General features: G+C 63.8%; 13 protein-coding genes. 12 read left to right on the top strand and 1 reads right to left on the bottom strand.

Annotated features, from left to right (window positions below; translation table 11 throughout):
• Window positions 1–211: 211 nt before the first annotated feature.
• The 4 genes from rplU to proB all read left to right on the top strand — a co-directional run bounded on the left by rplU (window position 212) and on the right by proB (window position 3,292).
• Window positions 212–523: a 50S ribosomal protein L21 gene (gene rplU / locus R3280_RS08700; RefSeq protein ID WP_318998208.1), complete on the top strand. Its 312-nt coding sequence runs from the start codon at window positions 212–214 to the stop codon at window positions 521–523.
• A gap of 37 nt (window positions 524–560) precedes the next feature.
• The gene (gene rpmA, locus R3280_RS08695) at window positions 561–821 is read left to right on the top strand and encodes a 50S ribosomal protein L27 (protein ID WP_318998207.1); all 261 of its coding nucleotides are present in this window, start codon (window positions 561–563) and stop codon (window positions 819–821) included.
• Between the two features lie 118 nt (window positions 822–939).
• The gene (gene cgtA, locus R3280_RS08690; RefSeq protein ID WP_318998206.1) at window positions 940–2,133 is read left to right on the top strand and encodes an Obg family GTPase CgtA; all 1,194 of its coding nucleotides are present in this window, start codon (window positions 940–942) and stop codon (window positions 2,131–2,133) included.
• A 34-nt stretch (window positions 2,134–2,167) separates the two neighbouring features.
• Window positions 2,168–3,292, top strand: a complete 1,125-nt coding sequence (gene proB, locus R3280_RS08685; RefSeq protein WP_318998205.1) for a glutamate 5-kinase — start codon at window positions 2,168–2,170, stop codon at window positions 3,290–3,292.
• Window positions 3,293–3,356: 64 nt separating this feature from the next.
• Here the strand turns inward: proB and rpsT are convergent, their stop codons facing one another.
• Complete coding sequence (gene rpsT / locus R3280_RS08680) at window positions 3,357–3,626, bottom strand: 30S ribosomal protein S20 (RefSeq protein ID WP_318998204.1); 270 nt, start codon at window positions 3,624–3,626, stop codon at window positions 3,357–3,359.
• 218 nt (window positions 3,627–3,844) lie between these two features.
• Between rpsT and murJ the strand changes: the two genes are divergently transcribed.
• The 8 genes from murJ to pilV all read left to right on the top strand — a co-directional run bounded on the left by murJ (window position 3,845) and on the right by pilV (window position 12,521).
• On the top strand, window positions 3,845–5,422 hold the full coding sequence (gene murJ / locus R3280_RS08675) for a murein biosynthesis integral membrane protein MurJ (protein ID WP_318998203.1): 1,578 nt from the start codon (window positions 3,845–3,847) through the stop codon (window positions 5,420–5,422).
• 161 nt (window positions 5,423–5,583) lie between these two features.
• Window positions 5,584–6,537, top strand: coding sequence for a bifunctional riboflavin kinase/FAD synthetase (ribF, locus tag R3280_RS08670; RefSeq protein ID WP_318998202.1), 954 nt, complete (start codon window positions 5,584–5,586; stop codon window positions 6,535–6,537).
• A gap of 57 nt (window positions 6,538–6,594) precedes the next feature.
• Window positions 6,595–9,417, top strand: a complete 2,823-nt coding sequence (gene ileS, locus R3280_RS08665) for an isoleucine--tRNA ligase (protein ID WP_318998201.1) — start codon at window positions 6,595–6,597, stop codon at window positions 9,415–9,417.
• A complete protein-coding gene (lspA, locus tag R3280_RS08660; protein ID WP_413468759.1) occupies window positions 9,417–9,944 on the top strand; it encodes a signal peptidase II in 528 nt (175 codons plus the stop codon). Before ileS ends, lspA begins: the two co-directional genes overlap by 1 nt.
• Window positions 9,941–10,393, top strand: coding sequence for an FKBP-type peptidyl-prolyl cis-trans isomerase (fkpB, locus tag R3280_RS08655; RefSeq protein WP_318998199.1), 453 nt, complete (start codon window positions 9,941–9,943; stop codon window positions 10,391–10,393). Before lspA ends, fkpB begins: the two co-directional genes overlap by 4 nt.
• Before the next feature lie 18 nt (window positions 10,394–10,411).
• Window positions 10,412–11,365 (top strand): 4-hydroxy-3-methylbut-2-enyl diphosphate reductase, encoded by a 954-nt coding sequence (ispH, locus tag R3280_RS08650; protein WP_318998198.1) that lies wholly within the window; start codon window positions 10,412–10,414, stop codon window positions 11,363–11,365.
• A gap of 179 nt (window positions 11,366–11,544) precedes the next feature.
• Window positions 11,545–12,042, top strand: coding sequence for a GspH/FimT family pseudopilin (locus R3280_RS08645; protein ID WP_318998197.1), 498 nt, complete (start codon window positions 11,545–11,547; stop codon window positions 12,040–12,042).
• 20 nt (window positions 12,043–12,062) lie between these two features.
• Window positions 12,063–12,521: a type IV pilus modification protein PilV gene (gene pilV / locus R3280_RS08640; protein ID WP_318998196.1), complete on the top strand. Its 459-nt coding sequence runs from the start codon at window positions 12,063–12,065 to the stop codon at window positions 12,519–12,521.
• Window positions 12,522–12,571: the final 50 nt, after the last annotated feature.

Raw genomic sequence — 12,571 nt, 5'->3', positions numbered from 1 at the left:
GGTCCATGTTGCGTGAGATAAAAGGCGGGCAGCGGCAATGCTAGGTATTGCCGTCATTGGTGTCAACTTGGCTTGTAAACCGCCGGGGCTTTTCGTACAATCACGCGCCCAAACTCATCCCAACCTGCGCTCCCTGCTATAGGGTCGCCAGAGCGCCTCCCTTAGAACCAGGTGGATAAGAGCAGGGATGGGTCATCAGCGGAGAAACTCCATGTACGCAGTAATTGTCAGCGGTGGTAAACAGCACCGTGTAGTGGAAGGCGAAACCCTGAAGCTCGAAAAACTGGAAATTGAAACCGGCGGTACCGTCGAGTTCGATCGCGTTCTGCTGGTTGCAGACGGTGACAAGGTTCAGGTGGGTGCACCTGTCGTGGACGGTGCCAAGGTCACCGCCGAAGTGGTCAGCCATGGCCGCGCCGACAAGATCCAGATCATCAAGTTCCGTCGCCGCAAGCACCACATGAAGCGTCAGGGCCACCGTCAGTGGTTCACCGAAGTCAAGATCACGGGTATCAAGGGCTGAGGCCCTCGGTTATCCCCCGAATTAGAGGAGGCTAGCAATGGCTCACAAGAAGGCAGCAGGTAGTACCCGTAACGGTCGCGATTCCGAGTCGAAACGACTTGGTGTGAAGCGCTTCGGTGGCGAAACCGTATCCGCCGGCAGCATCATCGTTCGTCAGCGTGGTACCCGTTTCCACGCCGGCAGCAACGTTGGCCTGGGCCGTGACCACACCCTGTTTGCAACTGCAGACGGTGAGGTCAAGTTCGAGACCAAGGGTCCCCAGAACCGCAAGTTCGTGAGCATCGTTCCGGCCGCCTGAGCTGGTTGATCTCCGGTTCTGGTGAACCGAAAGCCCCGCAGTGCTTCTCTGAGGCTTGCGGGGCTTTTTTGGTTGTTGGGCGTTGTAAATTCCGAATCAAGCACCGAGCGTTGAGTAGATGAAATTTGTTGATGAAGCCACGATTCAGGTGGAAGCGGGTAAGGGTGGCCATGGCTGCCTGAGCTTTCGCCGGGAAAAATACGTGCCCCGTGGCGGTCCCGATGGCGGTGACGGCGGTGACGGCGGTTCGGTTTACCTGGAAGCCCAGGAAGCGCTCAATACCCTGATCGATTACCGCTTCAAGCGTAAATTCAAGGCCCAGTCCGGCGAGCCGGGCGCGGGCCGCAACTGCTCCGGCAGCATGGGGGAGGACCTGGTGCTGCCGGTGCCGGTGGGCACCACCGTAGTGGATGTGGACACCCACGAGGTGCTGGGGGATCTCACCCGCGCCGGCGACCGGCTCAAGGTGGCCCAGGGCGGTTTCCATGGCCTGGGCAACACCCGTTACAAGTCTTCGGTCAACCAGGCGCCACGGCAGACCAGCAAGGGCAGCGAGGGTGAGCTTCGCAATCTGCGCCTAGAGCTGAAGGTGCTGGCGGATGTGGGGCTGTTGGGCCTGCCCAATGCGGGCAAATCCACCTTTATCCGTTCAGTGTCGGCGGCGACCCCGAAAGTGGCGGACTATCCCTTCACCACCCTGGTGCCGAACCTGGGGGTGGTCAGTGTGCAGGCCCACCAGAGCTTTGTGATCGCCGATATTCCGGGTCTGATCGAGGGCGCCGCCGAAGGCGCCGGCCTGGGCATACGCTTTCTCAAGCACCTGGTCCGCACCCGCCTGCTGCTGCACCTGGTGGACGTGGCGCCCTACGACGGCTCGTCGCCGGCGGATAATGTCCGTGCCATCGCCCGGGAGCTGGAAAAATTCAGTGAGACCCTGGCGTCGCGGGAGCGTTGGCTGGTGCTGAACAAGGTGGACATGGTGCCGGCGGAAGATCGCGACGCCCATTGCCAGGCCATCGTGGACGACCTGGGCTGGGAAGGCCCGGTGTTCGCCATTTCCGCCCTCAGTGGCGAGGGCACCAAGCCCCTGACCCAGGCGGTGATGCGGTGGATCGAGGATCGCGCCGCCGAAGAGGCGGAGAACCCGGAAGTGGCCCAGCGTGAGGCCGAGCGACGTCGCCGTATGGACGAAGAGGCCCGTGAGCAGATCGAGGCCGAGAAGCGGGCCCGTCGGGCGGCCCGCCAGAACGACGATGATGACGACTTCGACGACGATGATTACGACGTCGAAGTGGTGTACGCCCCCGAATAAGAACCCGCGATCAGCCGGAGTAGAGCAAGTCAATATGAGTGAGCGTCAGCAGCTTTCCCGGGCCCGGCGTCTGGTGGTCAAGATTGGCAGCGCCCTGCTGACCAACGACGGCAAGGGGCTGGACGTGGAGTCCCTGGCCGGTTGGGTGGACCAGATAGCGGGTCTGATCAAGGCCGGTGTCGAAGTGGTGGTGGTGTCCTCGGGCTCGGTGGCCGAGGGCATGAGCCGGCTGGGCTGGAAAGTCCGGCCGGAGCAGCTGCACGAGCTTCAGGCTGCCGCCGCGGTGGGCCAGATGGGGCTGGTGCAGACCTGGGAGGCGCAGCTCAAGCGCCACCACCTGCACTCCGCCCAGGTTCTGCTGACCCACGATGACCTTTCCGACCGCAAGCGCTACCTCAACGCCCGTAGCACCCTGCGGGCGCTGCTGGATTTCGACGTGGTACCCATCGTCAACGAAAACGATACCGTGGTCACCGACGAGATCCGCTTTGGCGACAACGACACCCTTGGCGCCCTGGTGGCCAACCTGATCGAGGCCGACGGTCTCATAATTCTCACCGACCAGCAGGGCCTGTTCGACCGCGACCCCCGCAAGCACACAGACGCCCGCCTGATTGATGTGCGCCAGGCCAGTGATACCGAGCTGGATGCCATGGCCGCCGGCGGCGCCGGTGTGCTGGGCCGTGGCGGCATGCAGACCAAGGTGCGGGCGGCCCGGCTGGCGGCCCGCTCCGGTGCCTTTACCATCATAGTCGGCGGGCGCCTGCCAAACGTGCTGTCACGGCTGCGCCAGGGCGAGTCCCTGGGTACGTTGCTGCTGCCGGACCAGGGTCGGACCGCCGCCCGCAAGCAGTGGCTGGCCAGTCACCTCAAGACCCGGGGCCAGCTGATGCTGGACGAGGGCGCGGTGCGTGTGCTCTGCAAAGGTGGCCGCAGCCTGCTGCCGGTGGGAGTGAGGGCGGTGTCGGGCAGTTTTCGCCGTGGCGAGATGGTTTCCTGTACTGACGAGGCCGGCCGGGAAGTCGCCCGTGGGCTGATCAATTACGACGCTGACGAAGCCAGGGCGATCGCCGGCCGTTCCAGTGACCGCATTGCCGAAGTGCTGGGCTATATCTCCGACGAAGAGATGATCCACCGGGACAACCTGGTCATCGTCTGACGGGCCTGCAAATCAGGCACAAAAAAAACCGGCCTTGGCCGGTTTATTTTGTGATTCGCTGGGATCAGGCGCTCTGCAGGCCCTTGATCTTGGCGACCATGCGGCTCTTCTGGCGAGCCACCTTGTTCTTGGTAAAGATACCCTTGTTGACCATGCTGTCGATGATCGGCTGGCAGGTCTTGAACGCTGCCTGGGCTTCTTCGTAGTTGCCGGCCTGGATCTTGGCGTCAACTTTCTTCATGTAGGTGCGGGCCATGGAACGCAGGCTGGCGTTGTGCTTGCGGTTCTTCTCGTTCTGACGTGCGCGTTTCTTGGCTTGGGGGGTATTGGCCACCGTGTAACTCCTGATATCACTGAATGCGTTTCTGGATTTCGCGGGCGCGCGAACATCCAGCGCCTCGAAATAAATGACGCGAGATGATGCCGTTTCAGCCCCGCGATGTCAAGGCTGGTGTCGCCGGGATCCCTGTTTTTCCGGGCGCTGTGTTACACTCCCGCGGTCCGGATGACCCGGTCCCGATCACTCCCTATCACCCCGCTGTCAGGCCAGCCATGACCCAGAAGAGCAACCCGCCCGAACCCGCCCGGCTGCCTCGGCCTCCGGGACTGCTGCGTTCCTCCGGCGTGGTGGGCTGCATGACCATGCTGTCGCGGATCCTGGGGCTGGTACGGGATATGGTGATCGCCCGCTATTTCGGTGCCGGCACCGGCGCCGACGCCTTTTTCGTGGCCTTCAAGATCCCCAATTTCCTTCGCCGGCTGTTTGCCGAGGGCGCCTTCAACCAGGCTTTCGTGCCGGTACTGTCGTCCTATCGCCAGCAGCAGCCGCTGGCTGAAGTCCACCGTCTGGTCAATGCGGTGGCCGGCACCCTGGGCCTTGTGCTGCTGGGGGTGACACTGGTGGCCATGCTGGGGGCGCCGCTGCTGACGGCAGTGTTCGCGCCGGGCTTTATGGACGACGATGAGAAGTTCACCCTGGCCAGCGACATGCTGCGGATCACCTTTCCCTACCTGCTGCTGGTTTCCCTCACGGCCTTTGCCGGCGCGATCCTCAACAGCTACGACCGTTTTGCGGTGCCGGCCTTTACGCCGGTGCTGCTGAACCTGGCGATGATCTGTGCCGCCGTGTTCCTGTCGCCGCTGATGCAGACCCCGATCATGGCGCTGGCCTGGGGCGTGTTCATCGCCGGCGCCCTGCAGCTGTTTTTCCAGCTGCCCTTCCTGATGCGGCTGGGGCTGCTGCCGCGGCCGAAAGTGGACTATCGCCACGAAGGCGTGCGCAAGGTGCTGACCCTCATGGCGCCGGCGATTTTCGGGGTCTCGGTCAGCCAGATCAACCTGTTGCTGGATACGGTGCTGGCGTCCTTCCTGCAGACCGGCAGTGTGTCCTGGCTCTACTACTCCGACCGGCTCTCCGAGCTGCCGCTCGGGGTGTTCGGCATCGCCATTGCCACCGTGATCCTGCCCAACCTGTCCCGCAAGCACGCCGCCGAATCCCGCGACCAGTTCGCCGCCACCCTGGACTGGGCCATCCGGGCGGTGCTGCTGATCGGCCTTCCGGCGGCGCTGGCACTGGTGCTGCTGGCGGAGCCACTGATCGCCACCCTGTTCTTCTACGGCGAGGTCACTGCCCGGGACGTCACCATGTCGGCCCAGAGCCTGCGGGCCTACTCCGCCGGGCTGCTGGCCTTCATGCTGATCAAGGTGCTGGCGCCAGGCTTCTTCGCCCGGCAGGACACCAAGACCCCGGTCAAGATCGGCATCATCGCCATGGTGGCCAACATGGTGTTCAACCTGATCCTGGTGTTTCCCCTGGCCCATGCCGGCCTTGCCCTGGCCACCTCCCTGTCGGCGTGGCTGAACACCACACTGCTCTGGCGCGGGCTGAAAAAAGAGGGTGCCTGGGCCGCCCAGGCCGGTTGGGGCCGCTTCCTGCTGCAGCTGGCGTTGGCCAACGCCGCCCTGGTAGCGGTGATTCTCTACCTGTCGCCGCCGGTAGCGGACTGGCTGGCGGCCGGTGGTGATCGCCGGTCGCTGGATATGGGCATTCTGGTGGCGGCCGGCGGGCTGACCTATTTCGTTGCCCTGGCGCTGGTGGGTATCCGGCTCCGGCATTTCCGCCTGCGCTGACGAGGTTGCCGGCCCTGCCGGATCCCGCCGCGGCGGGACAGGGTTCCCTTATACCCACCTGGCGGATAGGGTATAATCGCGTGTTTTCTCACCAACCCCGCGCCGGAATCCGTCGCCGCGGGGCTATCTCAGGACTATCTCAGGATAAGGGTAGGCGTTGCATGAGGCTGATCCGTGGCCTGACCAATCTGAAGCTGCAGGCACAGCAGCCTGGCTCGCCGTTGCGGAACGGCTGCGTAGCCACCATCGGCAACTTTGATGGCGTGCACGTCGGGCACCAGACCATCATCGAGCAGGTGCGCGGCCAGGCTGCCCGGCTGGGTCTGCCCAGCGTCGCCATGGTGTTCGAGCCCCAGCCCCGGGAGTTTTTCCAGGGCGAGGAGGCGCCGCCGCGGCTGACCGAATTCCGCCAGAAGCTGCAGTCGCTGACCGGCCGCGGCATCGACCACGTGCTGTGCCTGCGCTTCAACGAGCGCTTTCGCCAGTACTCCGGCATGGGCTTCATCGAGGACGTGCTGATCGACGCCATGGCCGTGCGCCATCTGGTGGTGGGGGACGATTTCCGTTTCGGCTGTGACCGCGCCGGCGATTTCAGCCTGCTGGAGCGGGTAGGGCGGGAGCGTGGCTTCAGTGTCGAGAACACCCGCACGGTGACCGTGGCCGGTGAGCGGGTCAGCAGCACCCGTATCCGTCAGGCCCTGGCGGAGGACGACCTGGACCTGGCCCGGCAGCTGCTGGGGCGGGCCTATGCCATCGAGGGCCGGGTGGTGTACGGCCGCCAGTTGGGGCGCGAGATCGGCGCCCCCACCGCCAACATCCGCTTGATGCACCGGCCGCCCTTGCGGGGGGTCTATGTGGTGACCGCGCAGATGCCGGATGGCCGCTGCTTCGACGGTGTCGCTAATATCGGCATCAGGCCCACCGTGGACGGCCGCCAGCCCTCGCTGGAAGTGCACCTGTTTGACTTTGCTGGCACACTGTATGGCCAGCGCCTCCGGGTCACTTTCCGCCACCCGCTGCGGGACGAGGTGCGCTTTGACTCGGTCGAGGCGCTCAAGGCCCAGATTCACCAGGACATGCAGCAAGCCCGCGCCTGGCTTGCCCAGCAACGCTGACCGCAGCACCGGATCCGACTTCCAAGATTGACCGACGACGAGCATTCACAGAGACCCATGAGCGACTACAAGCATACCCTGAACCTGCCCGAAACGGCCTTCCCCATGCGCGGCAACCTGGCCCAGCGCGAACCGGACATGCTCAAGCGCTGGCAGGAGATCGACGTCTACGGCAAGCTGCGCCAGGCCCGTGCTGGCCGCGACAAGTTCATCCTGCACGACGGCCCTCCCTACGCCAACGGCAGCATCCACATCGGTCATGCGGTCAACAAGATTCTAAAGGACATGATCGTCAAGTCCCGGGGTTTCATGGGCTACGACGCCCCCTATGTGCCGGGCTGGGACTGCCATGGCCTGCCCATCGAGCACAAGGTGGAACAGGAGATCGGCAAGGCCGGGGTCAAGGTGGACTACAAGACCTTCCGCCAGGCCTGCCGGGATTATGCCGCCAAGCAGATCGAAGGCCAGAAGCAGGACTTCATCCGCCTGGGAGTCATGGGGGAGTGGGACAAGCCCTATCTCACCATGGATCCGAAGGTGGAGGCGGACATCATCCGCGCCCTGGGCCAGATCGTCGCCAACGGCCATCTGCTGCGTGGCTACAAGCCGGTCTACTGGAGCGTCGTGGGTCAGTCCGCCCTGGCGGAGGCCGAGGTGGAATACCAGGACAAGACCTCCACCCAGATCGACGTGCGCTTCACCGCCGTGGACCAGGCCCGGGCCCTAGGGGCCTTTGACACCGACGCCGGTGAAGGCCCGGTGTCGGTAGTGATCTGGACCACCACCCCCTGGACCATTCCCGCCAACCAGGCGGTATCACTGAACGCCGACTTCGATTATGCCCTGGTGCAGGTGGACGCCGGCCAGGGGCCGGAGCGCATGATCCTGGCCAGCGACATGGTGGACGGCATCATGGCCCGCTGGGGCGTGGAAAACTGCCAGGTGCTGGCCACCTGCAAGGGCAGGGCGCTGGAGCATCTGGCCCTGCAGCACCCCTTCTACGACCGCCAGGCACCGGTGATCCTGGGCGAGCACGTGTCCACCGACGCCGGTACCGGTGCGGTCCACACCGCCCCGGACCACGGCATGGAAGACTTCGTGGTGGGCCGCGAGTACGGCATTGGCACCATCAACCTGGTGCAGGCCGACGGCACCTACACCCAGGCCGCCGGCGAGCTGGCCGGTGTCCACGTCTACAAGGCCGATGAGCCGGTGTGCGAGGCGCTGAGCCGCGAGGGCAAGCTGGTGCATTCGGAGAAGTTCCGCCACAGCTATCCCCATTGCTGGCGCACCAAGACTCCGCTGATCTACCGTGCCACGCCGCAATGGTTCATCAGCATGGACCAGAAGAACCTGCGCCAGGATGCCCTCAAGGCCATCAAGGGCGTGCGCTGGGTGCCGGGTTGGGGCCAGAACCGTATCGAGGCCATGTTCGAGCAGTCGCCGGACTGGTGTATCTCCCGCCAGCGCACCTGGGGGGTGCCCATCACCCTGTTTATCCACAAGGAGACCCAGGAGCTGCACCCGGACACCGCCAACCTGATCGAGGCGGTCGCCAGGCAGGTGGAGGAGGGCGGCATCGACGCCTGGTACGAGCTGGACGCGGCGGCTCTGCTCGGGGCCGATGCCGACCAGTACGACAAGGTCACCGATACCCTGGATGTCTGGTTCGACTCCGGCGTGACCCACGCTTCGGTGTTGCGCAAGCGCCCGGAGCTGGGCCAGTTCCCCGCCGACATGTACCTGGAGGGCTCGGACCAGCATCGAGGCTGGTTCCAGTCCTCCCTGAAGACCTCCATCGCCATCAACGGCACGGCGCCCTACAAGCAGGTGCTGACCCACGGTTTCACCGTGGATGGCAAGGGCCACAAGATGTCCAAATCCCTGGGCAACGTGATTGCGCCCCAGGAGGTGATGAACGAGCTGGGCGCGGATATCCTGCGTCTGTGGGTGGCCGCCACCGACTACAGCGGCGAGATGACCGTGTCCAAGGACATCCTGCGGCAGACCGCCGACGGCTATCGCAGGATCCGCAATACCGCCCGTTTCCTGCTCAGCAACCTCAACGGCTTCGAGCCCGCCCGCCACAAGGTGGCGCCCGAGGACATGCTGGCCCTGGACCGCTGGATGGTGGACCGGGCCCGGGTGCTGCAGGACGAACTCAACCAGGACTATCAGAACTACGCCTTCCTGAAGATCTACCAGAAGGTGTACAACTTCTGCGAAGCCACCTTGGGTGGTTTCTACCTGGACATCATCAAGGACCGCCAGTACACCACCCAGGCCGACAGCCTGGCGCGACGCTCCTGCCAGACCGCCCTCTACCACGTGGCGGAAGCGCTGGTGCGCTGGATTGCCCCGATCCTCAGCTTCACTGCCGATGAGATCTGGCAGCATCTGCCCGGTGAGCGCGGCGACAGCGTGTTCCTGGAAACCTGGTACCAGGATCTGGCGGCGCTGCCGGAGGATGCCGAGCTGGGCCGGGACTACTGGCGCGAGCTCTACAGCGTCAAGGAAGCCGTCAACAAGTGCCTGGAGGAGGCCCGTGGCCGGGGCGAGATCAAGGGTTCCCTCAGTGCCGAAGTCACCCTGTTCTGCGAGGGCGAACTGGGACAGAGGCTTGACCACCTGGGCAACGAGCTGCGGTTCGTGCTGATCACCTCCGAGGCCCGGGTGATGCCGATCGCCCAGGCCACCGAAGACGCCGAAGCCACCGGCCACGAAGGCCTGATGGTCAAGGTGACGCCCGCCCAGCACAGCAAGTGCGAGCGCTGCTGGCATCACCGCGCCGATGTCGGCCAGCACCCGAAGTATGACGATCTCTGTGGTCGCTGCGTCGAGAACGTCGAGGGCCAGGGCGAAGCCCGGGCTTACGCCTGATGGAGCAGGTCATGACAGAGAACGGCGGGCGCCGCCCGATGCTGCGCTGGCTGTGGCTGGCGGCACTGGTGGTGGCGCTGGATCTGACCACCAAGGCCATGGCATCGGCCTGGCTGACCTACGCCCAACCGGTACCGGTCATGCCCATGTTCAACCTGACGCTGCTGCATAACACCGGCGCGGCGTTCAGTTTCCTGGCCAATGAGGCCGGCTGGCAGCGCTGGATCTTCATTGCCCTGGCGCTGGCGGTGAGCGTATTCCTGGTGCGCTGGCTCAGCACGCTCAAGGAAGGGGAGACCTGGTTGGCGGTGGCCATCGTACTGATCCTTGGCGGCGCCATCGGCAATGTCTACGACCGGGTTGTGCACGGCTATGTGGTGGACTTCATCCACCTGTACTGGGGGCGCTACCATTTTCCCGCGTTCAATATCGCCGACATGGCCATCACCGCCGGTGCCGTCATGATGATCATCGACATGTTCCGTAAACCGTCTGACGACGGCAACGGAGGAGACAGCGCTGCATGAACCAGTTACCCATTGACAAGGGCACCCGCGTCACCCTTCACTTTGCCCTGAAGTTTGCCGACGGCCAGGTCATCGACTCCACCTTCGAGAAAGCCCCTGCCACCCTGGAGATCGGCGACGAGAGCCTGCCGGAGAATTTTGAGGCCTATCTGATGGGCCTGAAAGCCGGCGACAAGGCCAGTTACGATGTGCCGCCAGAGAAAGCGTTTGGCCAGCGCAACCCCAGCAACATCCAGATGTTCAAGCGCTCGGAGTTTAATGCCGACATGGTGCTTGAGCCCGGGGTGGTGATCTCCTTTGCCGATGCCCGCCAGAGCGAGCTGCCCGGCGTGGTGGAAAAAGTGGAAGGCGACCAGGTCACCGTGGATTTCAATCACCCGCTGGCCGGGCGTACACTGGTGTTCGACGTGGAAATCATCGACGTGGAGCCGGCCCAGGCCGCCCACTGAGGATTAGCAGGACTCCCTATGCAGATTCGACTCGCCAACCCCCGCGGCTTCTGTGCCGGTGTGGACCGGGCCATTGAGATCGTCAACCGGGCGCTGGACGTGTTCGGCGCGCCCATCTATGTGCGCCACGAGGTGGTGCATAACAAGTTCGTAGTGAACAATCTGCGGGAGCGCGGCGCAGTCTTCGTCGATGAACTGCACGAGGTGCCGGACGATCACCTGGTGATTTTCAGCGCCCATGGCGTGTCCCAGGCCGTGAAGAACGAAGCCGAGCGCCGTGGCCTGAAAGTGTTCGATGCCACCTGCCCGCTGGTCACCAAAGTCCACATGGAAGTCATGCGCTACAGCCGCAGTGGTGACGAGTGCATCCTGATCGGGCACCACGGCCACCCGGAAGTGGAGGGCACCATGGGCCAGTACGACGCCAGCAATGGCGGTGCCATCTACCTGGTGGAGGATGAGGCGGATGTGGCCAGGCTCGAAGTAAAGGACCCCGCCCGGCTGGCCTACGTCACCCAGACCACGCTCTCGATGGACGATACCGCCCGGGTCATTGATGCCCTGCGGGCGAAATTTCCCCAGATCCAGGGTCCCCGCAAGGACGACATCTGCTACGCCACCCAGAACCGCCAGGATGCCGTCAAGCAGCTGGCCGCGGACTGCGACCTGATGCTGGTGGTGGGCTCCCCCAACAGCTCCAACTCCAACCGCTTGCGGGAGCTGGCCGAGCGCATGGGCACGCCGGCCTACCTGATCGACGAAGCCGCCCAGATCGACCCGGCCTGGCTTGAGAACAGCAAGGTGGTGGGTGTCACCGCCGGCGCCTCGGCACCGGAAGTGCTGGTCAACGAGGTCATCGCCCGCTTGCGGGATCTGGGTGGCGAGGCGCCGGAAGAGGTGTCCGGCCGCCAGGAGAACATCGTGTTCTCCATGCCCCGCGAGTTGCGCATCGACGCGGTGGACGTTTCCTGAACTCCCTGACGGGCCGCCACCGCCGCAAACCTGACCTGAATCACATTCCTGGCCCCGTTCCTACCGGTTATCCCCTCAAAAAAACCGTTCGTCGCCCCGCTCTGGCGGGGTTGATGAACCTTGGTTAATCTCCGAATACGTCAGAATGGAAGTGGACTATGTATTCGCAAACCAGACCTATGAACAGAACTGCCCGCGGCTTCACCCTGATTGAGTTGTTAGTGGTGGTGATCCTGATCGGCATCGTCGCCGCCTACGCTGTGCCTTCGTTTACACAGGTGGTGGCGAGCAACCGGGTGACATCCACCGTCAATGGGGTGGTTGGTACGCTTAATTACGCCCGCAGTGAGGCCGTCAAGGCCGGTCGCACCGTGAACGTTCGGGCCGTTGACGGCGCAAGCTGGGATTCCGGCCTCCTGGTCTGGCTCGACGGCAATGCCAACGGCACCTTTGACACGGCGGAAGAGCTGCGTCGCTACGAGGATTTTGACGGCAACATGACCCTGGCCAGTGCCGCCGCCCTTACCGAGATCGGTTTCCGCGGCAATGGGTACCTGACCCCGGCCACAGCGGCCGAGTTCGAACTGAGCGTTACCAGCCCGGATACCCCATTTGACCGGTTTATCTGTGTCGGTTTCTCAGGGCGGGTAAGAACAGCGGAGGCTGCATGCCCTTAGTAGCGAAGAGGACAAGGTTAATGACCGTAAAGCTCAAGGGCCAGCGTGGCCTGACTATGGTTGAAGTGCTGGTGGCGATGCTGATTTTCGCCATCGGCCTGTTGGGTGTTGCCGGCATGCAGAGCCTGGCGCTCAAGTCGACGGACAACTCCAACCTTCGGTCCCTGGTGAACATCCATGCCTATGAGATTGTCGAGAGGATGCGGGCCAACATGACCGCCGTTGAAAACGGGCAGTACGACAGCATCACAGCACAGAGCGGCGCCACCAACTGTCTGCCCAGCTGCAGTCCGGCACAGCTGGCCGCCTGGGACGCTGATGAGTGGCTGCAGAATCTGCAGGCGGATGTTCCGAGTGCCACCGGCTCGGTGACTTACGCCAACGGTATCGCAACGGTCACCATCAACTGGACCGAGCGTAGCCTGGGCACCGATGCCCAGGCCCAGAGTTACACCCTGCAGGCGAGGATTGACCAGTGAGAAAGGTGTCAATAAGCAGGCAGCGCGGGCTGTCGCTGATCGAGTTCATG

The sequence above is a fragment of the Marinobacter sp. genome (assembly GCF_033722195.1).
GTDB lineage: Bacteria > Pseudomonadota > Gammaproteobacteria > Pseudomonadales > Oleiphilaceae > Marinobacter.
This window is presented reverse-complemented; position numbering and strand designations above follow the sequence as displayed.